Raw genomic sequence first — 22,867 nt, 5'->3', positions numbered from 1 at the left:
CCAGCGGGCGTTGTGGCCTGCCTCCCGGGAATTACATCTTATCGGTGTTCTTGTCGTGCCAGGCCTTGAATTCGGCGATTTCCTTCTCCTGGGCGGTAATCATCATCTGAGCCATCTCCTTGAGCTTGGTGTCTTTGCCATGAGCTAGCTCGGCTTTGGCCATGTCCACGGCGCTCTGGTGGTGCACGGTCATGAGCATGTTGAAGTTCATGTCCGGGTTAGCCACGGGCTTCGGCATGTTCTGCATCATGCCGTCCATCGAGGCCTTCATCTTGCTGGTGAAGGGGTCGGCGGGGTCGTTGGGCTTGTAGTTGGTGGGGGCGCTGTCGAGGCGGGTAGCCACGGCTTCGAGCTCGGTGATTTCCTTGAGCTGGTCGGCTTTGATTTTCTCAGCCATCTGGCGCATGGTGGCGTCTTTGCCGTCGCGCAGCTGGATGTCGGCCATGGCCACGGCGCCCTTGTGGTGCTCCAGCATGTGGTGGGCAAAGTCGTGGTCAGTATTGCCCTTGGGCTTGCTGGCCTCCATCTTCTGCATCATCTCATTCATCGAGGCCATCAGGGGAGAGTCCCCGCCCGCAGCGGCGCTGCCCGTGGCCCCGGCGGAGTGGTCCATGCCGGCCATGTCACCGGAGGCGGCGCCTTCCGTAGTGGTCGTTTCGGTGGTCGTGGCCGTCGAATCGGCAGCTTTGTCGCTGCTGCAGCTGGCCACCAGCAGGGAGCCCGAGCAGAGGGCGGCGAGGAAAAAAGCGGACTTTTTCATGGGTTTGGTTGGGGTAAGTGGAAAAATGAAGTGGGAAAGCAGGGATAGGGCCAAGCCCGCACGCTAGGCCTTCACGTTGACGGTGAAGTCGCCGGTGTGAATCTTGCCGGCGTGGTTGAACTGCAGGAAGATGCGGTAGAGGCCGGGCTTTTCGAAGTTGGTGTTGAAGCCGATGTTCGGGCCCTTGTCGGCCTGGTCGTTAGGGTGCACGTGCAGGTAGTTCTGGGTGTCTTCGCTGATGACCACCACGTGGCCCAAGGCGCCGAGGTAGTTGGCCAAATCCGTCACAGGCTGACCATCCTTGCTGATGCTGATTTTCATGCCCAGCAGCTGACCTACTTTCAGGTCCTTGTCGAAGGAAAGCGTGGCCTGGTAACCGTCCTTATCCCACTGCATGTCGTCGTTCCTGAACTTGACCGGGGTGTAGGCCGTGCCCTTCACCGTGAGGGGCTGGCGGCCCAGCTGGTGGCCCGAGCCCGTGGGCGTATAGTCCTGAAACAGCACGTAGTCGCCGCCCTTGGGGAAGGTGTACTGCACCTTATAGTCGCCCTGGGCGGTGTATTCAGGGTGTTCGTGGTAGAACTGGCCCAGGTCTTTGCTGACGATGATGAGGTGAATCTTCTTTTCGTGCACCACGTCCAGGGGCACGGGTGCCGAGCCCTTGCCCGTCTCCACGGGCGTAAAGGCGAGGGTGGTGGGCTGCCCGGCGGTGACCTGCGTGGGGGTGGGCACCAGCTTCATGTCGTAGGTTTTGCCGTTGGCCACCTTGTCGTTGTGCTCCAGGTTCATGCCGCATTTGGGGCACTTCTCCCCTTCTTTGGTACTGGTAACCTCTGGGTGCATGGGGCAAGCGTAGGTGTGCCCGCCGCCGTGCTCGGCGGTGCCTTCGGCCGGACCGTTAGTGGGCGTGGTGACGGTGTCGGTGGTTTTGCTGGACTCGGTTTCGGACGAGCAGCTAACCGTGGTGAGCAGGCCGGCCAGGGCCAGCAAGGAAAGCGGTATGCGGTACATAAAAGGGGAATGGGGTTGAAACTTGTAAGGGGACTGCTACCGGGCGGCTAGGCCTGCCACTGCTGCCAGAGCACGAAGCCCAGCACGGTGGCCACCGCAGCATAGAGCAGGTAGGAAAGCAGGCGACGAACGGGGCCTTGGGGAGCGGGTGCGCCGGCTTCTTCGCAACAACTTTTCATTGTCAGGCGAGGGTAAAACCAGGAAGATGAGGGAGGGGTGGGCGCAGCCAGGCGCCGGGCGGACACGACAATGCAAAGGCCCGCCCCGGACATAGCAGAGCTATGCCAGGGCGAGCCTTGGGCGCGTCAAACCAATCAGACCGTCAGGGACTGAATAAAGATTCGGATGTCGGGTATTTTGGGGGGCAGGTGCTCGCGGAGCACCAGAACGACCGAATGGGTGCGGTCCCACTCGCCGGCCGCGGGCCGGAAAAAGAAGTCGCTGCTGGCCGGCAGCAGGGCCGGCGCGGACGCCAGCAATTGCTTTTCGCCGGGCGTCGTGAGCGACTTAAGAATAGCGGCCGAGTTGTCCTTGCAGCAGTCATCCTGGCCCGCAGGCTTAGAGCTGTGCCGGGCATGGTCGTGCTTTCCCTGCGTTGACTTCTGCTGGGCCGGGGCCTTGCCGTGGCCATGGCAGCCGGGATGGGCGGGCTTCTCTACGGCAACGGCTTTCGCCACCGGCGCGGGTGCGGCCAGCACCGGATTGATAGTTGCGCAGTAGCACTGGCCCACGAACACGTTGACGAAGACGAGCAGGAAGCTCGTCGCCAGCAAACGGCGGAAAGGGAACAGGCTACGGAACATGAGAGGCGCTAAGCAACCGCAAAAGTAGACTTCTCCACGAAAAGGCGGTACCGCCTATTTACCCCATTTCTAAATAAAGAGTTTCCGGACCGTCCCCGCAGCAGGCCGCTCAACGTGGAAAAAAGGACTGTAAAGGGCCGCTGGGGCGTTTTGAGCGGCCCTTAAGCGAAACGTCCCCAGTTGCTGACCGCAAAATTATGCAAGCCTGCGGCTGGATTATGTAAATCCATTACCGGCCTGCTACGTGCAAATTATGCAAGTTTCGAGTGAGATTCCGCACTAACTCCGCCACGGAAGCGCCGTTCCTTTGTAAGGTGCTTTTTAGCCTGGGGAACAATGTGTTTCCCAGCCCACTGCAGCACCACAGCTGCCTAATTCTATGGAACCAACTACCAAAACCGAAACCCTCGATATTGAAGGCATGACCTGCGCCTCGTGCGCGTCCTTCGTCGAGAAGTCTCTGACCCGCACGCCAGGCGTGCAGCGGGCCATGGTCAACTTCGCCACCGAAAAAGCCACTATCGACTACCTGCCGACCCAAGCCACCCTGGCTACTCTGAAACAGGCGGTTGTCAATGCGGGCTACGGCGTCACCGAGCGGGCCCCCGATACGTCGGCCGCGGACCGGCAAGCGGAAATCGACCAGCAGAAGGCCCTGGCCTACGTCAAGCTCAAGCGCCGCTTCTGGGTCGCCACGGTGCTAGCCATACTCATCATGCCGCTGAGCATGCTCATGCTATGGCCCGCGATGATGGCCCGTGTGAACATGCAGTGGCTCAATTACGGCCTGCTGGTGCTCACGCTGCCGGTGTTGCTGTATAGCGGGCGCGAATTCTTCACCTCGGCCTGGAACGGCTTCAAGCACCGGGCCGCCAACATGGATACCCTGATTGCCGTGGGCACCGGGGCGGCTTTTCTCTACAGCCTGGCCGCCACTGTGGTGCCGGGCTGGTTTATGCGCCGGGGCATCATGCCCGAGGTGTACTACGACACGACGGCCACCATCATCGCCCTGATTCTGCTCGGCAAGGTGCTAGAGCTGCGGGCCAAGACTCAGACGTCAGCTGCTATTAAGGCCCTGATGGGCTTGCAGGCCAAAACGGCCCGGGTGGTGCGGCCCGATGGGCAGGAAGTGGATGTGCCGATTGAGCAGGTGCAGCTGAGCGACCTCGTCGTGGTGCGCCCCGGTGAAAAGGTGGCCACCGACGGCGTTATTGAGGAAGGCCATTCGGCCGTGGACGAGGCCATGCTCACGGGCGAAAGCCTACCCGTGGAAAAGAAGGCCGGCGACTCGGTGTTCGGCGCTACACTCAACAAGACGGGGTCTTTCCGCTTCCGGGTGACCAAAGTGGGAGCTGACACCATGCTCTCGCAGATTGTGAAGCTGGTAGAAGACGCCCAGGGCAGCCGGGCACCTATCCAACGGCTGGCGGATAAGGTCAGCGCCATCTTCGTGCCCACGGTGGTGGTGATTGCCATTCTGACCTTTGTACTCTGGTTTGACCTAGCGCCGGTAGAAGCGCGGCTGCCGCTGGCCCTGGTCAACTTCGTAGCCGTGCTCATCATTGCCTGCCCCTGCGCGCTGGGGCTGGCCACACCCACGGCCATCATGGTGAGCACCGGCAAGGGGGCCGAGCACGGCGTGCTGATTCGCAACGCCGAGGCCCTGGAAAAAGCCCACCAGGTCAACACCGTGCTGCTCGACAAAACGGGCACTATCACCCGCGGGGAGCCGGCCGTGACTGACTTTGTGCCCGCGGATGGGCAGGATGCCAGCAGTCTTTTGCAAGTAGTCGCCGCGGTAGAGCGGCAATCCGAGCACCCGCTGGCCGAAGCCGTGGTGCGCTATGCCGATACCCAGCAGGCGCCGGCTGTTCCGGCCACCGGTTTCCAGGCCATTGAGGGCAAGGGGGCGCAGGCGTCCGTGAATGGGCAGGCCGTGCTCATCGGTAACTTCCGCCTGCTCGATGAGGCCGGTATTACGTTATCACCCACCGTGCGCCGGCAGGCTGACGAGCTGCTGGGCCAGGCCAAGACCGTGCTCTACGTCGCCGTGAACAAGCAGGCCGTGGGCCTCATCGGCGTGGCCGACACCGTGCGCGAAACGTCGGCCGTTGCCATCAAGCGGCTGCAGGCCATGAGCATCGAGGTGGTAATGATGACCGGCGACAACCCCCAGACGGCCGCGCAAGTGGCGAGCCAAGTCGGCATCAAGCGCTACTTCGCCGAGGTGCTGCCCAGTGGCAAAGCCGGTAAGGTGAAGGAACTGCAGGCCGAGGGACGTATCGTGGCCATGGTGGGCGACGGCATCAACGACGCGCCGGCGCTGGCCCAGGCCGACATTGGCCTGGCCATGGGCGGCGGCACAGACGTGGCCATGGAGGCCGCCGGCATCACGCTCATGCGCTCGGATTTGCAAGGCGTGGTCACGGCTATCGAGTTGTCGCGCCAGACCATCCGCACCATCAAGCAGAACCTGTTTTTCGCTTTTATCTACAACACGCTGGGCATTCCCATCGCGGCCGGGCTGCTCTACCCCTTCTTCGGGCTGCTGCTTTCGCCCATGCTCGCGGCCGGGGCCATGGCCCTGAGCTCGGTGTCGGTGCTCACCAACTCGCTGCGCCTGCGCAGCTTCTCCCCCGCTAAAAACTAAGCTATGGATACCACTGAAATCATCGTGACGCTGACGGGCTTGGCCCTGTCGGCCTTCGTCATCTGGTACTTCTTCTTTTCCGCCCGCCAAACGGCGGCGGCCGTCTCTACCGCCAGCGGGGTGCAGGAAGTCGACATCACCGTGAAGGGCGGCTACTCGCCCGACGTCATCGAAGTGGAGCGGGGCAAGCCCGTGCAGCTGAGCTTTTACCGGGACGAGGAGAACTCCTGCTCCGAGGAGCTGCTGATGCCCGATTTCAGCATTCGCCGCGACCTGCCCGCTTTCAAGACGACGCTGGTGGAGCTGTTGCCCCAGCAGACCGGTACCTTTACGTTCACCTGCGGCATGGGCATGCTGCGCGGTAGCCTGGTCGTTAAATAGATGGCGCTCATGAATTCCCAACTCCGCTCCGGCTTTACGCTGCCCGCCCCCGGCACCCACCGGCTGCTGATTAAAAACATGGTCTGCCCCCAGTGCATCCGGGTGGTGACGGAAGACCTGACGGCCCTAGGCCTGCAGGTGCACCGCGTGGTGCTGGGCGAGGCCGACGTGAGCACCGCCGACGGCCAGGACCCGGACCTGGAGCCCGTGCGTGCCACCCTGCAGGCGGCGGGCTTTGCCTTGCTGGAAGATCCCCGGGCCCAGTTGGTGGAGCAGATTAAGACCTTGCTGGTAACGCTCATCCATTATCCCGAGCCGGGCCCGCGCCTGCTGACCTACTCGGATTACCTGGTCCAGCACTTGGGGCGGGACTACCACTACCTGTCGCACCTGTTTTCCTCCGAGGAAGGCCTGACCATTGAGAAGTTCATCATCCGCCAGAAGGTGGAGCGGGCCAAGGAACTCATCGGCTACGGCGAGTTGAGCATTGCTCAGGTGGCCGGGCAGCTCGGCTACAGCTCCCCGGCCCACCTCTCGCGGCAGTTTGGGCAGGTGACGGGCCTGACACCTACCGAATTTCAGCGGCTCGGACCCGCCAGCCACGCCCGGCGCAGCCTGGACTCGCTGCTATAGGCTCCGAAATTATGCAAGCAAAAAGGCCAACCGTGTAAAAACCGGGCGGGTAGGCGGGGCGTTTATAATGCTCACCATCAGACCCCACCGACCGTGCGCATGAACCGCTTATTCCGTTTGCCTATTTACTCGCTGCTTGTGCTTGTTTCCCTGTTTTCGGCCTGTAAAATGGATCACGACATGGACGACATGAAGCACGACACGCCGCTGATGAAAATCATGATGGACATGATGGCGCAGATGGACGCGCAGGCCAAGACCCAAGACCCTGACCACGACTTCGCGGCTCAGATGGTGCTGCACCACGACGCGGCCATCAAGATGAGCGAAGAAGAGCTGCGCGCGGGCAGCAACCAGGAGATGAAAACCATCGCCCAGGACGTCATCACCAAGCAGCGCGCCGAAATCACGCAATTCAACACGTTTCTGGGTGGGCACCAGCCCATGCAGCCGCTGGTGCCGCAGTTCAACCAAATCCAAAAAACCAACATGGACCGCATGATGGCCGCGAGCAACGCCCGCACCATGACCATGCGCACCGACGTGGACTACGCCCAGATGATGATTGACCACCACCAAGCGGCCATCGACAACTCGGAGGCACTGCTCCAGCACGGCCGCAACGCCACCATGCGCCAGCTGGCGCAGGCCATCATCACCGACCAGCGCCAGGAGATTGCTACGTTGCAAAACTGGCTGACGCGCAACCGCTAGTTGGTGGCGTAACTCCGAAAAAGGCAGCTCTTGCGGGGCTGCCTTTTTGCATTCAAGGGAAGGTGGATGGCCGAGCGGACTATCCAGCGACCTGTTCCCTAGAGATGCCCACCCTGGCCGGCCCCGTGGCACCAACGCCCCCTATGCTCCCACCGCCTGTCTCACGCTTCATTTTATTCCTTTGCATTGCTGCCGGCCCGGTTCTAATCGGGTGCCGCTCCTCTGCCATAGCCCCAAGGTTTCGCCCTGCACCCGGGTACCGCCACCCGCGGCCGGCCCAGCGCATTGACACGGAGACGGTCGTCACTGCCCCGGCGCCCCTCACCCCGCCGCGGATAGGGGAAGAGTCGCGACCTCCCGTTATGAGCCCGCGGGGCCAGGCACCTGGGGAGAAAAAGCAGCCAGCAGGCAAATTGGGCCGGAGGAATGCCCAAGCCACGCCTGTGGATACCGTGTGCCGCCAAACCCCGCCGAAGGTTCCGCGCGGGCTGCGTCGGCAATTCCCAACCAAACTGTTCAGCGCCCAGACGCTGGTGCATTACACCTTGCACTTTCTTTTCCCAGCCGTGCTGGCGCTGGTGTTTTTCCCCGCGATGTGGCAGGCCGCCTACCTACTGCTGCTGGCCACGATGCTCATGGACCTGGACCACCTGCTGGCCAAACCCATTTTCGACCCACTGCGCTGCAGCGTGGGGTATCATCCGCTGCACTCATTTTACGCCTTCCCAGTGTATGCGCTGCTCTTGCTGCTGCCGGCCTTGCAACCAGTAGCCGTGGGCCTGCTTTTCCACCTGTTCACCGATACGGTGGACTGCCTGTGGAACTTCAGCCACTGCAACGAGTGCTACCTCAGCTCCCGAATTTACGCCTTGCGCAACTGGGTAAAGAAGCTGCTGGGCCGTGAAGTGGTAGAGCAAGGTGAAGCAGCGCGACGTCGTAGAATATTCCTACTTGAAATTATGCAAGCCGGGGCAGAATTGTCGCAAATCCACGCCCGGGCATTACCGTTTTTAAGAGTAGCTACTTTTCACCAACGACCGCTACCCATGAACAAGATATTTCGAATGCCCCTTCTCGCACTGAGCCTGCTCGGGGCCACCCTTTCTTTTACCGGCTGCGACAAGGACGACGATAACGGCCTAGAGCTCATCGGCCACGACCAGAGCGTGTACATGCGCAACATGCACGAGGGCATGGCTATGATGGAGTCCATGCCTAAAACGCAGGACCCGGACAACGACTACTCAACCATGATGATTATGCACCACCAGATAGCCATCAAAAACAGTCAGGAGGAGCTTAAAAGTGGCAAAAGCGCCGAGATGAAGGCTATGGCTCAGTCGATTATCGACAAGCAGCAGGCCGAAATCGCCCAGTTCAATGCCTTCTTGGCCGGCCACCCGGCGCACGCCCCGGCCGTGCCCGAATTCAACGCCCTGCAAATGATGAACATGATGCAGATGATGAAGGCCGTGGACTTGCGCCCCCTCACCGGCGACCCGGACTTCGACTTTGCTCAGCTGATGATTGACCACCACCAGGCCGCCATCGAAAATTCGGACGCCCTGCTCAAGTTCGGCCGCGACGACGCCACCAAGGCGCTGGCCCAGCAAATCATTACCGACCAGAAGATGGAAATCAAGATGCTGCAGGACTTTCTGCTGGCCAACAAAAAATACTAGGGCTTTCCTCGCTCGTATCCCTCAGCAGCGGACCCTTCGGTTCGCTGCTTTTTTACTTCAACCTCCGCCCCTATGGAAATGCACGCTATTCCCTGGGCCCCGGACTGGGCACTCTGGCTCTGGTTTGGCCTGACGCTGCTCTCGGTACTCTACGTGGCCTGGGACCTGTTTACCCGCACCCCCGAGATGAAGGTCATGAAGTGGGGCTGGGTCCTGGTCTCGCTCTACACCGGCCCGGTGGGCCTGCTTATCTATTGGTTTTCCTGCCGCGAGCCTTCGCCGGGTACCCACGAGGCTTTTATAGCGCCGCTATGGAAGCAGGCGGTAGGCTCGACTATTCACTGCGCGGCGGGCGACGCGACGGGTATCATCGTGGCCGCCGCCCTCACCGGCTACTTTGGACTGAGCATGGGCGTGGACATCTGGATAGAGTACGCCGCGGGCTTTGTCTTTGGTCTGTTCATCTTCCAGGCCCTGTTCATGAAGGACATGATGGGCCTGAGCTACGGGGAGGCGCTGCGCCAATCCTTTCTCCCAGAGTGGATATCCATGAACGCTATGATGGCCGGCATGCTGCCCACCATGGTCGTTCTGATGACCCGGGACATGCGGGCCATGGAAGCCACTTCTCTCTGGTTCTGGGCAGCCATGTCGGCGGCTACGCTTGTGGGCGTGGTGGTCTCCTACCCCGTGAATTACTGGCTGGTTAAAAACCAGCTCAAACACGGCATGGGCACCGAGCGCGCATTAGGCGAAGGCGGGGCCGCCCAGGAAGAAGTCATTGCTTCGACGCACGCTGGTCACTCCATGGCCAACATGCCGCACACCGCGTCCCCAGCCACTGCGCACGCCGGGCATGCCATGGCCGCGATGCCCATGAACATGGAAGGCGGAGCCCAAGTGTCGGGCTTGCGCAAAGCGGCGGTCACCCTGATAACGCTGGTGATGCTGGCGGTTGGCTACTGGCTGGCGGCCCGCTACGGGGACTTGTCCATGCGGCCGGGCGAGCCGATGAAGACCATGCCGGGCATGGACATGCCGGGTCACCGAATGTAAAAAGCCAGCGCAGCCCCAAACAAGTTATGGGACAGCGCTGGCTTTTTCAGCTGATAGGGCCGCCTACGGCGGTTAGGCAGCCTTTAGGCCTTCTTCACCAGGGCCATGCCGCACTTAGGGCAGCTGCCAGGCTTGTCGCTGGCCGAGCCTTCGCACTTCATGGGGCACTCGTACGCCGTGCCGGCCACCTTGCCGGCTTTGGCGGCTGCATCCAGCTTTTCAAACCGGGCGCTGAGCGAGCTGCCGTTGGCTTTCACGCTCACGATGGCCGTGCGCAGCATTGAGCCGGCGGGCAGGGCGGCCACCAAGTGGTCGCCGGCGGGCGTGAGCTTTACCGTGCTGGTTTTACCCGTCGTGCTGAGCAGCATCACGGAGCCGGTGGTACGGTCGACGGGCAGGGAATTTTCCTTGCTGTCGAGCAGGTACACGTACACCTCATTGGCATGCTGCACCAGCTCAATGTGGTACTTGCCCGCCGTGCGCACCGTGCCCCCATGGGGAGATTTGTGCGAGTGGGTTTCCCCAGCGGCCTTGTGACCGTGGGCGGCGGCACCGGGTTTATGGCTGTGCTGGGCCGAAAGAGAAAGCGGGGCGGCCAGCATCGCAGCAGCCAGCAGGAAGTGCGAAGTTTTCATGAGAAAGTTGATTTAGTGCGACCAGTGGCCCATGGTAGGAGTACCGACGTCAATGGTTGTTTGGGTGAGCAGTTATCATCATTTGTGCCAGTTTCATCGCAGACAAACAACCGAGCCGACTGGAGGATGAAGGAGGCGCTTGATTTGAGTTGACCGCTATTGAGGGCTTCTGTGCATCTTAGCTGCTTTATTGGCCTTACGCTTTTTTATGTCCGCCGCTCTACCGCCCCTTATCCAGCAATACAAAGCCGATTCAGAGTCCGTTTACAACACCTGGTTCATCAACAACGAGGAGCGGCTGAAAGCCTTTCGCTCCATCCGGCGCGGGGTGCAGCAGGTGGTTAAGGACATCAAGGCCGGTAGTTTCGGCAACGACTTCAAGGGCACCTCGCTCGAATTCGTGCTTAGTGTCATCAGCGAGCAAAAGCAGGTATTCCAAGGCGCGGCCCACCCCTTCTATTGGAAGCCCAAGCTGCGCATCCCCGACATTTACGAGCACGAGGACAACAAGCGCGCCTTTGGCCAATTTCTGGAAAGCTGCCTCGCGGCCACCACCGAGCAGCAGTTGCTCAAGGAAATCGATATTCTGGACCGCCGCAAAATCAAGGGGCTCGGCCCGGCGGTGGCCAGCATCCTGTATTTCCTGCACCCCACCCTGATCCCGCCCTGCAACACGGCCATCGTCAACGGCTTCAACGCCCTGTTTGGCCAGAAGATCAAACTGGGTTCCTGGCCAGAATATTTGCGCATGCGCGAGCAGCTGCGTGATGTGAACCTAGCGCACCGCCAGCACCTGAGCCTGGACTACGGCGCGCTGGCTGGTTTGCTCTTCGACGTAGGCGTGAAAAAGATGATTGCCGGCGACCAGCAATTCACTTCGGACGAGGACCGCGACAAGTACCAACAGCAGGCGCAAAAGCGGCACAAAGAGGTGCAGTCCGAAGCCCAGGAGGAAAACCAGCACACCGAGATGCAGCACCACCTGCTGCGCATCGGCAAGGCGCTGGGCTGCGACGTGACAACGGCCATTAATGACCGCAACCGCCTCTGTGGGGGCCAGAAGCTTTCCTTTCTCTGTCTCGACCAGCACCCCGAATTACCCGTACCGGCCGAGGTGGCTAGTACCATTCGCCTGATTGACATTGTGTGGTTTGCACCCGGCACGAGTCGCGTGGTGGCCGCTTTCGAGGTGGAAAAGAGCACCAGCATCTACAGCGGCATCCTGCGCCTAACGGATCTGGCGTTTTCCATGCCCGAGAACGAAACGGCCTTATACCTGGTGGTGCCCGACGCCCGCGAAAAGGAAGTGCAGGCCCAACTCTCCCGCCCGGCCATCCGGGCGGCCGGGGCGACTATCCACTACATCCTGTTCTCGGAGTTGCGGCAGCATTGCGAGGCGCTGTGCAAGTTTGGGGATTCGCCCGCGGCGATGCGCAAGATTTCGCGTTCCGTCAGCTTAGGTCTTTAGCAAATGAGCATTGCCAAACTCTTCCTGTTTGCAAAAAATACCGATGCCAGCGCCTCGATGCGTGGCTATCAATATCAGGTGTTTAAAACCGTAGAAACGTGGCTTGAGAATTATCTGGACCAGGTTGACGAAGCGATTTATTGCGACTATGAAGAGGATATCTTTCAGCACAACGAGCTAACGCAAGCCGCCACGTTCCGCCAATTGAAGCTGTACTCCACCCCTTTTTCCTTTCGTAGCGAGGAAATACAAAAGGCGGTGGCGCACTTCTTCATGCTGCACGTGAAGACGGATTATGCAGCCAAGGACAAGGAGTTTGTTTTTGAAGCCAACAGCCGCATTGCCGAGCCCCGAGAGGGCAATGAGTCGGATTTGCTGCGCCGCTGGGTGGCCAGCCAAGGAGCTCTTCCCGAGGCCCTGCTCACCGAATGTGCTACAAAGGTAAAGGCACTCGTCACGTCCTATGTGCAGGAGCGTGCCACGCAACTAACCGACCAGCTCGCCGACAAGCGGAAGAAGAAAGCGGAGGACGCGCCAGCCATTCTGGTAATAGAGGCCGAGGAGCAGGTAGTACAGGAGGCAATTGCTGTATTTCAAAAGCTGACAGACCAGGATTGGGACGACTTTACGCGCCGTATCACATGGCGCTTTGATGGTCTGAGCCCGGACGAGGCCTTCAAGGGCACCATTGCCCACCTCGAAGAGCTCGTGGCGCAGCTGCCGGATATGCCGAGGGAGCGGCGCAAGGGCTTTTTGGGCATGCTATGCATGCGGGTAGACATCAAGGCCTCTGAACAGGCGCCGGAAGACCGGAAGTTAGTTAATGCGGAGCTCACGGACTTGCTGCTCCAGGCGGGCACCTTGGAAGACCTGTGGTACCACGACGTATTTACCAAGTGGAATGAAATCGGTCAGCCGGCAGATTTCCGTCTTGGCGAATTTTACGAGGTGCTACAGGCCATTTCCTACTGCCGGGACGCCAAGAATCTGCAGTCCCACGACGCGTTCTGGATTGACTTGCTCACCGGGTACATTACGCAACTGGAGTCGCAGCCCGAATTTCGGAAGAAGGGGCTCTACGAACTACTCTGGTTGCGCATGCGGCCTACAGAGTATCTGGCGCCCGCTCGTGGTGATTTGTTCGGGTTGGAAGAATACATCCGGGAGTATTTCAGCGACTTCTCCGCCTTTACCGCCGCCGGGGACTTCGAAGACATTCAAAGCCTGCTCTTCCTGGTGATGGCCTCGGCGTTGAACGAAAAGTCCGCGCTAACTCCGGAAGAAACCGTCGGGTGGCTTCAACAATTCAAGCTTCAGTTAGACCAGCTTCTGAGCCAAACGAGCAATCCTTCGGACTTGTGCCGGTTGTTGGAATGCTCCGCTAATCTGTACTTCTTCGCCGGGAGTCAAGACCGAAATGAGGAGAACGTGGCGAAAATTATGGCGCCTTTGGAGCAGTTGTTAGCGAATCTGGACCAGGCCCGACTCTACAACGCTACGCGGTTGAGCAACCGCATCCATACGCATATTCGCCTGTTAATACAGATGGATGAGGCGGAAAACGAGGGCCTGATTGATGCTTTCAAAGAGTTTGTTGACCGACTTGATAGCGTGGTCGAGAAGAAGCGGGGCGCGCATGAGCGCGCCCGCCGCCTGGTGGCTTCAGGCAACGCTTACCTGGAGGCGAAAACGCCCACTGCCCTACTCAAAGCACTGCGGGATTTTCACGAGGCCAAAGCCTTGTGGCTGCAGGATGAAACATTCGAGGGCCACACCCTGGCTTTGCTTAATATTTCCCAGGTCTACGGCGCCCTGGACATGCACTTCGCTGCGAAGTACTATGGGCTGTGGGCCACGTGGGTCAGCTGGCAGAAAGGCAGCCGGAAATTACTCAAGCGAATTGCCCAGGGAATCGGTATGGTTTTCCACGCGGATTTCATCCAAGGGGCTTGGTTCAGCGCCCTGCTGGACTTTGAGTTGTACATGATGACGCGGCACGAGTTTGACCCCGAGCCGATCGATGCGGAGGGAGCCGAGATGCCCCAGAAGAGTATCCTGAATTACGGCTTCCTGTTATATGCTGCGCCCCTTCTGGCCCCGGAGTTACAGGGTATGGCCCAAGCCAAATTAGCCGAGGCCGGGTACTTAAAGGAAGAATACCTAGATGAACTGCTGGCCGTATTGCAGACGGACTTACCGGACCCTAAACTACGGGCTGGCCTTACCAAGAATTTTGCGGATGCGCCGCTTAACGACATGGGACCCGAGCGGACTGTGCGGTTTCACGCCCTGGGAATAGAATGGCACGTGCATTTTGCTAATTCGTACGAAATGACCGCCCTGGGCGAGGAGTTCTGCGCCATGCTTCAGGTGTTGCTGGTGGAAATAGCGCTTTCCAAGGTGGACTTTCATTTGCCCAGCAGCCTGGTTGACCTCACCCTGGAACTTACTGATGTCCCTGGCGAGCCCGAACAGTTACCGGACAATGAGAAAGCCAAGTGGAAGGCCTTTGTGCAGCGGGTTGACAGCGCGGACTATGAAGTAGTAAAAATGGGGGTTGCTTTCGTCAGCGTTGCACTCAAAGCCATTCTGCAGGACATTAGCTTACTGCCTGCAGCCGAGTACAACGAGGCTTTTTGGGGCCTCTTTACGGAAAACAACCTAGGGGCAAAGTCCATGCAGGCAACCTCTTACCAGCGCATGTACCGGTCGATGTTTTCCGCAAAGGCGTTCGGGGCGTTTGGTCGTGATACGTTCTCCGCCTTGCCGGATGTAGCTGGGTTCCCCTTGAATAATCTGTTCATGCAGCCCAAGGCGGGCCTTAGCAAGAGATACAATCCTTCGAGTGCCCGCCAGAACATTGGAAACCGCTTTCAGAAGGCGGTACGCAACATTCATCAGACGCTCACCAGCCTCAAGCAGGATGCCGGCTACGGAGCTTGGCTGCACGCCCTGCGGGAAGAAGGCTGGCCGGATTGGCAAATTGTTGTGGCCATGATGAACTTCATGCTCTCCTACAAAGCCAACGGAATAGTTGACGGGCAAAAGTTCGCGACGCCAGCGGAACACCAAGCGGCCTTGAAAGCGGAGTTTCAGCGCATCCTGCAGCGTGATGAAGTAGAACTGCAGATGGAGTTTCCTCTAGAGGCCTTTCAATCGGCTGAATTTAGGATGAGCTTGGAGCAGATGCCCCTGATTTCATTGGCCGCTTTCGGGCTGGAGAACCATGCCCGCTTTCCCAACCTCATGGCTGTGAGGAAGTTCATGAACGAACGGTTTAACGTGCAGGCTGATGGCAATGACGAATACAATCCTTTGTTGTAATGCCGTACAAATTCTAGCTTAGTGAAGCAGCTTGGCATGTACCCTCAGTTCCTATCCTCTTCACAACAGGGTTCTCCTCGTCGAGGCACTAGTAGCAGTGCTTATAATGTGTTCTATACGTATCATTAAGTGGCAAATAGCCATTTAATGTGATACATACGTATCATTAATACACCTCTAATCATTTGGCTATTGCCTACATTAATGATACCTTTGCGTAGCATTAACAGGTATAATGGCAGTTAATGCCACGTAAAAGTGTCATTATGGACTGGTACGCTTTGTCAGACGTAGCCGCGGTAAAAGAAATTGGCCACAACCTGCAGCTCATTCGCCTGAATCAGGATATTTCGCAGCAGGAGTTGGCTCTACAAACGGGCTTGAGCCGGCGCACCATCAGCCAGGTCGAAAACGGCCGGCCGGCTTCCCTATTGACGTTGGTGCAGCTGCTGCGCGCGTTGGGGCGGCTTGATGTACTGGAAGTGCTGGAAGAGTCGGCCACCATTAGCCCCTTGCAAGCGGCACGCCTGGCACGCCAGCAGCGGCAGCGAGCTAGCCGCCGGGACGAAAACGCATCAACGATTGACGTATGAGCATCCTGAAAACGGCCACGGTTTCTATCTGGAACCAGCCCGTCGGCGCTGTGCTGTGGGATGAGAAAAGGCGCCTGGGGATCTTCGAATACGAGCCTTCCTTTGTTCGCACGGGACTGGAGCTGGCGCCGATTATCATGCCGTTGCCCGTAGGGCGTAGGTCGCGCCGCTTTGACTTTGCCACGCTTAACCGCGACACCTATCACGGCCTGCCCGGTCTGCTGGCCGACAGCCTGCCCGACCGGTACGGGCGCCAGCTGATCGACGCCTGGCTGGCCTCCAAGGGACGGGACGCGGCATCTTTTACGCCTGTGGAGCATTTGTGCTACCTCGGCCACCGGGGCATGGGTGCGCTGGTCTATGAACCGGCCTCGCAGCCCGCGCTGGAAAAAGGAGCCTTGTTGGAGGTGGGCGAACTGGTGAAATTTGCCCGGCAGGTGCTGACCAATCGGGAAAGCCTGCACACGTCGCTGGCCACTAACGCCGCTGAGGGCTTGGCCGAAATCATCAGCGTAGGCACTTCTGCCGGCGGCGCCCGTGCCAAGGCCGTGATTGCCTATAATTCCGTCACCAAGGAGGTCCGCTCCGGGCAGGTTGATGCCCCTGCGGGCTTCGAGCACTGGCTGCTCAAGCTCGACGGGGTGACCAATGCCAGTTTAGGCGACCCGGCCGGGTACGGTCGCATCGAGTATGCGTACTACCTGATGGCCCGGCAGGCGGGCCTGCAGATGACCCAATGCCAGCTATTGGAAGAAAATGGCCGGGCGCACTTTATGACCAGGCGGTTCGACCGGGTGGATGGCAGCCAGCGGTTGCACATGCAAACGCTCTGCGGGCTGGCGCACTTTGATTACAACAAACCCGGGCTCTATACCTACGAGCAGGCCTTTCAAGTCTTGCGCAAGCTCCAGTTGCCGCACCCGGCCGTGGAGGAGCTCTACCGGCGCATGGTGTTCAACGTGGTAGCGCGCAACCAGGACGACCATACCAAGAACATCTCCTTCCTGATGAATCCAGCGGGTAAGTGGAGTTTGTCTCCGGCGTATGACGTAACCTATTCCTATAACCCCACGGGCGAGTGGTCCAGCCATCATCAGATGTCGCTGGCGGGTAAGGTCGATGATTTTACAGAGGAAGATTTCCTGGAACTGGCCAGGAACGTGCTGGTGAAAAAGCCCCGGGAGATAATCCAGCAGGTGGTCGACGCGGTAGCAAGCTGGCCCACCTTTGCGGCCGAAGCGGAAGTACCCAACAAGCAGCAACAAGCAATTGCGAAAACGCATCGCCTGCAGCTCTTCAACGATCTTGCTCAAAAAAGCTCATCGACGCTATAAGAGCACCGGTATTCATTTCTTGAAGTAACCGAAGCAGGCAACTATCCGAACGATCATGGCAGGGGGCTAACAAAGGCTCATGGGTTTGGTGTCATCTGCGCAATACCGCGACAGATGGTGCAAAACTTTGTATTGATGCGCTTTTGCTATTAAATTCTGATACTATAAACAGATGCACAGAAATTATATGTATTAACTCAGCAAATGGAGGTATATATTAAGCTCATATCCATTTAATATTTAATAGCAATACCTATGTAAAATACTTAGAGACAACCATATAAAGTCACTATTTTTATCATTCTATACTTTGTATTTACGAAAAATATCTCTGTATTTCTTCGAAATGATTAATCAAGATTTAGTTGTATACAAATGACCTTAATATTGCGTGTAAACAGATATAACTTGGGATAATTACATTGTACGCAGTCGTAGTGACCGTCAAAGTGTTATATATTTTAAGATTTTGTAACGCAATTAATATTAATTGCGTTAGATTGTAGAAGCTATTTCAAAAATAGGATATTCCCACCAGCCCATTGAAAAGAAATATGCTTAATAATAAAATGCAAATAGTGCAGCTATTGCAATTTAAAATATATTATTATAACTAAACATATCTTAGGTTTTTAAATTTAATTTATCGAACCTATTAGTCACACCTTAGTGCCCTTGCTGTTTTTGTACTTAATAAACACCGAACTTTGATTTTTTAAAGCTCATATTCTAAAGCTCCCCTTAAGTGTATGGGAGTCGTATCCTTTTTCTAGAGTCCAAGGCCCGCGGTATAGTTATATCGGTGTGATTTATCACTTCTAGTATAATGACCAATCATCGCCTTTGTTCTATGCTTACTTTGATTCATTACAGCATCATCGCTCGCTCCTCTGAGTTTTGCATTAGTAATAAATGATACACGTAGTGAGTGGGCTGAAAATTTTGAGCCTAATCTTTCTTTGACCATTAAATTCAAACGATACGGAGTCAGCCGCCGCCTGCTAATTCTATTACCTCTGTGAAAGGATACAAACAAAGGACCACTGGCATATTTGTTCGTCTGTAGAAATTCTAGCCACGCTTGTAAAGCTTTCATTGGACAAACGAGTGGGTTTGATGAAAAAAAGATTACCTTTTGTTCGACATCACCACATTGGTTGGTCTTGCTATGAGGTATATTGATAATCAAATATTCCTCATGCCATTCTAAGTCCTGAATATTTATGTTGGCAATTTCGCTCCGGCGAAAAGCACCCGCTAGCCCGAGTAGTAGCAAGGCGCGGTCTCGCAAACCATTTGGCTTTGACAAATCAATAGCTAGGATACATTCTTTGAAATAGTTAATTGTAAAAGCTGGAGCTAATTTTTGAAGCACTCCAAGTTTTCGCTTAATTCCTCTTAGGGTATGCTTGACTGACTTATCAAGCGCAGGATTTGGTAATTCTGCTACCTCATGTGTTTTATTTATGGCTGCCAGACAGCGTTGAATGGTAGCAACTTTCTTGTTTTGCGCTAGGTACGTTAAAAAAAAGCATACGGTACGAGCTTCAGCAGGTAGAGAAGGTACGCCATGGTCTTCACACCAAGAGGCAAAGCGTTTCCAGTCACCTGCATAGGCACATTGTGTACTTTCTGCCCCCAGCATTCCACGAGCTATAAACACACGCGCCTCATCCAAAAGTGCGTCCAGTGAATCGGATTCATCAGCAGAACAGAGCGGCCACTGGCTCATAATAGGTGGCCAAGTGGTAGATGATTTGTATTTCATACAATGTAGTGTTGATTCACATTAGCGTGAGGAAAAAGAGACTAGGAGAGAATCGGATGAAATCATAGCTGTCCATTATCCCTTGACAATTCACTTAGCCACGAGGCTCTTTTAGGTGCATGTAGCGAAACCTGGGTTGAGTCATGACTTCCTTCTAAGTGAAAACTCCCTTCCGGTTAATCAGCATATACCGTTTAAAGAGTTATGGCCCCCTATCATTCAGGAAGCATCTGCTCACTGAAGTGACTAACAGGCCGAGCACCTAGGCACTAAGAACATCTAGCCATACTCCTGCCGCAGGAAGCGGTGTTGGAGTATACGTCGGTTGAGTGGAGCCAACAATACGTAATTACTGAGAGGGCTGTACCGGGTATTCCACGCTCAAACTGATCGGTTCCGCCTTCACTCGGTTATAGATGCTATCTGTACCATCCATAATCCAACCTTCCTCGATTGCTTGGTGCAAATACACTTGCGCCTGAGAGGAAAACCGTGGTACCAAGCTCTTTAAGATTTGTATACCCGCCGTATACGTATCGCTTATCTGTGCTAAGCCGGCAATCATGTGATGGATCCCATACGACTCCAAGCTGGTTATGGCGAGGATTTTGACAAAATCGGCGTAGCGCTCAGGATCAGCTTGGAGCATCGCAAATAAGGCTTGTTCATAGCCGTGACCTTCTGCGTCTGCTTCTGAATCAGGAACCGAAAGGGCGCTGGGCGGACGCTCACGCAGTTCCACTTCAATAACCACTTTTATTTTCTGTATTTGTACATCACTCATACGGGTGCAGAAGAAAGGAAGAGCGGAAGACAAAGGCGAGGAGAAGACGTGCTGCACTGAGTATGCTCAGCCACTGAAAGTGCAATTGCCTAAGCAATCTAAATAAGTCATGGCGGACGAAGTGCAAATATACAGAAGGTGTTGAAATAAGGACCGTTCGGTCCTTGTGCTTCGTCTTGTCAATTCCGGCCTTTGTCACGGCATGCCGGTACAGCAACAGTCTCCTTTTTTGCACGAGTTAGCCCGGCGCCTTAAAGCCGTTCGGGAGGAACGGCACCTTACGTTGCAAGAGGTGTATGATGCTACCGGAATACACGTCAGTCGTCTTGAATCTGGCCGGCGAAATGTTGCCTTACTTACGGTGGCGATGCTTTGTCGTTACTATCAGGTAGCCTTAGGTGTCGTCGTCACAGATCTAGAACACTTGTTAGTAGAAGGCACACCCTAGCTGCGCTTGATTGACTGGATAGCCTTAGTCTGTTTTGGTAGTAGAAGGGTGTTCCTTACAAATCAGGGAAGAGAATATGTGTTTCCTAGGTAATGCATAGTTTATCTCTGCCAATTAGATCGTTCAGCTCAGAGGACTAGCTAGCGGCATGCTAGAAGTTGCGGGTTAGCAAGGAGATGGTCCTCAACACGTAGCTTTTACCCTCAGGTCGTAGTGGCTCACCCAGAACAGGCCGCTGGTCGCTGAATACCTTTCCGTATTAGGTTCTACTGATACTCGCTCTCTAGAGTAGAATCTTGAGCCAACTGCTGTTGATATGCCCAGTCCTCTGGTGAGAGGATAGCCTGCAAAAAGGCATCTTGGCCCATGTCGCGGCGCTCCAGCGCGTGCTGCCGTAGTGGCCAACTATTCCTGCTGGCCTCAAATCCATCGCACGCCATGGCCACACGCATCTTTTCGGGCAAGCCTTCGAGCCAATGGTAAAAATCCTCTTCTGTCACCTCGCCCTGCGCCTGCTGCTGGTAGCGGTATGTCGCATTGCCTAGCCGAAACAGTCGGGCGTGCTCCTCACGTTGCGCTTCCGGCAAGGTGGCGAGCAGGTCCAGCTGGGCTTGGTGGTATTTGTCGAGCGGGTGACGCGGATGCAGTAGCTCTTCCATCGGGGAGTCAGCGAATCACTTACGCTAGCCGCCCTTGCTGAGCGTAGGCACTCAAGACCTCGGGGGCATCGTACAGGAGGCCGCCAGCCTCTTCGACTTCTTCCAGGTCCACGTGGGGGCTATCGCTGCGCAGCACTTGCCAGACCTGGGCAAAGTTCACCCGTACCGTCGACCACCGCTGCCGATCACGCGGGTTCAAGAGCACCGAGCAGGTAAAGCCTTGCGCCTCGATAAGCAAGTCGCGGGTCGTCCGGGCCTGCAGGTGGAGTAGGCCCAGCAGCACGGGTCCGTCCGGGCTTTCGAAGGCGGTCGTATGAATCAGGTAGTGATTAGTTGGGTCGGCCAGGCCCGCTTCCACCGCGCTCAGTACCGCCACCAGCGGATGTTCCCCCGAAGCAGGGGCTGCCGCGTATGCCTGGTTGATATCAGCTGGCGTGGGGTACCGTTTATACACCGCCTCATTATAGTACAGGATAGTCTCCGGACCATAGCGCACTTCTTCGGCCGTTTGCTCCGCCGGGGTGAGCACCTTGCGGCAGAGTTGGTAGAGTTGAGCGAAAGGAATGGTAGCACGGAAGCGGTCCGCCCACGGGCCCGGGTAATGCGCCTCCCCTCGTTCGGGGTAGCGCACCAGCTCGGTATCGAAGGCCACAAAATCGGACCCTACCTCCACATTGGCCGCTTCTTCCTGCCGCAGGGCAAACACCGCCGGAAAGTGCCGGGTGCGCGGGTGATTGGTACGCTCGTAATAGTGACCTCCTAGCAGATAGGTAATGGCGGGGTCGGCCAAGTCAGCGACGAGTTGCTGAAGCAGGGCTGGTAGCTGGGCAAGGTCGGTGAGGTAAGCGGGTTGGTCGGAGTCGGTAGAAGTAGTGTGATACATAACGGAGAGGCTAGCGCTAGCAAGATAAGGTACTTACTTCTCCCGGCTGATGCTGACCAAAATTCTTTAGCGGGGTTTTCTGTTCCTGCCATAGTGAGCCCTTCACTATATAATCAGTATTTATTACATACAATACATACATTGTATTTAATACACACAATACATACAAAAATCTCGCAAATGCTATGTATGTGTTGCATATAGTAACTCTCCATCCCGTACGATGAATCTATAATATTCGCTCAGCGACAGAAACTCTAGCGTATTCATGTAATGGATACCACATATTACATGCAATGTGTTTATAGTATACAATACATACATTGCATGTAATATGTGCACAAAATACTATGCGTACTTTATATGTATAGGTTTAAAAGTGTAGTATTGGGCCAAACTTGACCATTAGTCTCTATGAAGACAATATGCTTTGCCAACCACAAAGGGGGAGTAGGCAAGACGACATCCACTTTAAATGTAGGACATGTATTAGCTCACAGAGGAGCACGTGTGTTGCTAATTGATAGTGACTCACAAACCAACCTCTCCATGTCTTTTGACCGCAAAGGCTCAAGGCATCTGGGAGAGTTGCTGGAAAGCGACGGCAAAGTCCCGATTGCAGAGCTTATGGAAGCAGTAGGGGAGAGGATCCACTTAGTGGCCGCTTCTGCCCGGCTTCAAATGGTAGAGAAGCTGATGGCCGGCAGCTCAGGCCTGGAGTTCGTGCTACGCGAAGCCCTAGAGACAGTAGAAGACCAGTTCGATTACTGCTTGATCGATACGCCCCCCTCACTAGGTGGGATTACCTACTCTGCCCTCATTGCCGCCGATGCCGTCTTTGTGCCAATGCAACCCGAGTATTTTGGCTACAATGGGTTAACCTCCCTGCTGCAGGCATGTGTGCGTGTACGGAAGCATTACAACCAGAAACTGAAGGTTGGGGGTATATTTTTCACAAAATACTCTCCTACCTATCGTGCCGCCATGCATCATCAGTATGTAGAACTGATCAACCAGGATGAGCAACTGGCGCCCTTGGTTATGGAGGTAAGCATCCGGCAAAATACCAAGCTCGGAGAGGCTCAAGCGATGCAGGAGCCTATTTTGCTTTATGCCCCCGATAGTAATGGTGCCCTTGACTACATTTCCCTCACTGACGAAATCTTAGCCCGACTATGAGCACTCCTGCTAAACGTGACTTTACGGCGAGAACGGCTCGTCCCGTTCTGGACGCGAATTCCCTCTATGGAATGGATGAGCTTCCTGTTGCTGCTTCAG

At 56.3% G+C, this 22,867-nt stretch carries 21 protein-coding genes; 12 read left to right on the top strand and 9 right to left on the bottom strand.

The window, feature by feature from the left end; genetic code table 11:
• Positions 1-31 precede the first annotated feature (31 nt).
• From LGH74_RS23365 to LGH74_RS23355, 4 genes are all read right to left on the bottom strand, one after another.
• Positions 32-760 carry a DUF305 domain-containing protein gene (locus tag LGH74_RS23365; RefSeq protein WP_226180336.1) on the bottom strand — a complete coding sequence of 243 codons (729 nt, stop codon included), beginning with the start codon at positions 758-760 and terminating at the stop codon, positions 32-34.
• Between the two features lie 63 nt (positions 761-823).
• Complete coding sequence (locus LGH74_RS23360) at positions 824-1,771, bottom strand: DUF8832 domain-containing protein (RefSeq protein ID WP_226180334.1); 948 nt, start codon at positions 1,769-1,771, stop codon at positions 824-826.
• Positions 1,772-1,818: 47 nt separating this feature from the next.
• Complete coding sequence (locus tag LGH74_RS24975) at positions 1,819-1,950, bottom strand: hypothetical protein (RefSeq protein ID WP_262904759.1); 132 nt, start codon at positions 1,948-1,950, stop codon at positions 1,819-1,821.
• 135 nt (positions 1,951-2,085) lie between these two features.
• Positions 2,086-2,574: a hypothetical protein gene (locus tag LGH74_RS23355; protein WP_226180332.1), complete on the bottom strand. Its 489-nt coding sequence runs from the start codon at positions 2,572-2,574 to the stop codon at positions 2,086-2,088.
• A 379-nt stretch (positions 2,575-2,953) separates the two neighbouring features.
• On the opposite strand from LGH74_RS23355, the gene LGH74_RS23350 reads away from it, so the two are divergent.
• The 6 genes from LGH74_RS23350 (at position 2,954) to LGH74_RS23325 (ending at position 9,693) form a co-directional block, all read left to right on the top strand.
• Positions 2,954-5,227 carry a heavy metal translocating P-type ATPase gene (locus tag LGH74_RS23350; protein WP_226180330.1) on the top strand — a complete coding sequence of 758 codons (2,274 nt, stop codon included), beginning with the start codon at positions 2,954-2,956 and terminating at the stop codon, positions 5,225-5,227.
• A 3-nt stretch (positions 5,228-5,230) separates the two neighbouring features.
• Positions 5,231-5,608 carry a cupredoxin domain-containing protein gene (locus tag LGH74_RS23345; RefSeq protein ID WP_226180328.1) on the top strand — a complete coding sequence of 126 codons (378 nt, stop codon included), beginning with the start codon at positions 5,231-5,233 and terminating at the stop codon, positions 5,606-5,608.
• 9 nt (positions 5,609-5,617) lie between these two features.
• A complete protein-coding gene (locus LGH74_RS23340) occupies positions 5,618-6,241 on the top strand; it encodes a helix-turn-helix domain-containing protein (RefSeq protein WP_226180326.1) in 624 nt (207 codons plus the stop codon).
• A gap of 168 nt (positions 6,242-6,409) precedes the next feature.
• The gene (locus LGH74_RS23335; RefSeq protein ID WP_226180324.1) at positions 6,410-6,955 is read left to right on the top strand and encodes a DUF305 domain-containing protein; all 546 of its coding nucleotides are present in this window, start codon (positions 6,410-6,412) and stop codon (positions 6,953-6,955) included.
• A 443-nt stretch (positions 6,956-7,398) separates the two neighbouring features.
• Positions 7,399-8,637 carry a DUF6122 family protein gene (locus LGH74_RS23330; protein WP_226180322.1) on the top strand — a complete coding sequence of 413 codons (1,239 nt, stop codon included), beginning with the start codon at positions 7,399-7,401 and terminating at the stop codon, positions 8,635-8,637.
• Positions 8,638-8,709: 72 nt separating this feature from the next.
• Positions 8,710-9,693 (top strand): DUF4396 domain-containing protein, encoded by a 984-nt coding sequence (locus tag LGH74_RS23325; protein ID WP_226180320.1) that lies wholly within the window; start codon positions 8,710-8,712, stop codon positions 9,691-9,693.
• Positions 9,694-9,776: 83 nt separating this feature from the next.
• Here the strand turns inward: LGH74_RS23325 and LGH74_RS23320 are convergent, their stop codons facing one another.
• Positions 9,777-10,328 (bottom strand): heavy metal-binding domain-containing protein, encoded by a 552-nt coding sequence (locus LGH74_RS23320; protein ID WP_226180318.1) that lies wholly within the window; start codon positions 10,326-10,328, stop codon positions 9,777-9,779.
• A gap of 208 nt (positions 10,329-10,536) precedes the next feature.
• On the opposite strand from LGH74_RS23320, the gene LGH74_RS23315 reads away from it, so the two are divergent.
• From LGH74_RS23315 to LGH74_RS23300, 4 genes are all read left to right on the top strand, one after another.
• Positions 10,537-11,796, top strand: a complete 1,260-nt coding sequence (locus LGH74_RS23315) for a hypothetical protein (RefSeq protein WP_226180316.1) — start codon at positions 10,537-10,539, stop codon at positions 11,794-11,796.
• Positions 11,797-11,799: 3 nt separating this feature from the next.
• Positions 11,800-15,120, top strand: coding sequence for a hypothetical protein (locus LGH74_RS23310; RefSeq protein ID WP_226180314.1), 3,321 nt, complete (start codon positions 11,800-11,802; stop codon positions 15,118-15,120).
• Between the two features lie 245 nt (positions 15,121-15,365).
• On the top strand, positions 15,366-15,713 hold the full coding sequence (locus LGH74_RS23305; RefSeq protein WP_226180312.1) for a helix-turn-helix domain-containing protein: 348 nt from the start codon (positions 15,366-15,368) through the stop codon (positions 15,711-15,713).
• Positions 15,710-17,047: a type II toxin-antitoxin system HipA family toxin gene (locus LGH74_RS23300; protein ID WP_226180310.1), complete on the top strand. Its 1,338-nt coding sequence runs from the start codon at positions 15,710-15,712 to the stop codon at positions 17,045-17,047. The genes LGH74_RS23305 and LGH74_RS23300 overlap by 4 nt, the downstream gene beginning before the upstream one ends.
• A gap of 769 nt (positions 17,048-17,816) precedes the next feature.
• Here LGH74_RS23300 and LGH74_RS23295 read toward each other — a convergent pair.
• Positions 17,817-18,815 carry a tyrosine-type recombinase/integrase gene (locus tag LGH74_RS23295; protein WP_226180308.1) on the bottom strand — a complete coding sequence of 333 codons (999 nt, stop codon included), beginning with the start codon at positions 18,813-18,815 and terminating at the stop codon, positions 17,817-17,819.
• Positions 18,816-19,164: 349 nt separating this feature from the next.
• On the bottom strand, positions 19,165-19,599 hold the full coding sequence (locus LGH74_RS23290; protein WP_226180306.1) for a hypothetical protein: 435 nt from the start codon (positions 19,597-19,599) through the stop codon (positions 19,165-19,167).
• Positions 19,600-19,801: 202 nt separating this feature from the next.
• Here LGH74_RS23290 and LGH74_RS25250 point away from each other — a divergent pair, with 202 nt between their 5' ends.
• Complete coding sequence (locus LGH74_RS25250) at positions 19,802-20,047, top strand: helix-turn-helix domain-containing protein (RefSeq protein ID WP_226180468.1); 246 nt, start codon at positions 19,802-19,804, stop codon at positions 20,045-20,047.
• Between the two features lie 266 nt (positions 20,048-20,313).
• Here the strand turns inward: LGH74_RS25250 and LGH74_RS23280 are convergent, their stop codons facing one another.
• Positions 20,314-20,706 carry a hypothetical protein gene (locus LGH74_RS23280; protein WP_226180304.1) on the bottom strand — a complete coding sequence of 131 codons (393 nt, stop codon included), beginning with the start codon at positions 20,704-20,706 and terminating at the stop codon, positions 20,314-20,316.
• A gap of 19 nt (positions 20,707-20,725) precedes the next feature.
• Positions 20,726-21,589, bottom strand: coding sequence for a hypothetical protein (locus LGH74_RS23275; RefSeq protein ID WP_226180303.1), 864 nt, complete (start codon positions 21,587-21,589; stop codon positions 20,726-20,728).
• A 414-nt stretch (positions 21,590-22,003) separates the two neighbouring features.
• On the opposite strand from LGH74_RS23275, the gene LGH74_RS23270 reads away from it, so the two are divergent.
• Positions 22,004-22,768, top strand: a complete 765-nt coding sequence (locus LGH74_RS23270; protein WP_226180301.1) for a ParA family protein — start codon at positions 22,004-22,006, stop codon at positions 22,766-22,768.
• Positions 22,769-22,867 lie beyond the last annotated feature (99 nt).

Source organism: Hymenobacter lucidus (assembly GCF_020447265.1).
GTDB classification, from domain to species: Bacteria; Bacteroidota; Bacteroidia; order Cytophagales; family Hymenobacteraceae; genus Hymenobacter; species Hymenobacter lucidus.
Note: the sequence above shows the minus strand (reverse complement) of the source record. Positions and strands in the feature narration are given on the sequence as shown.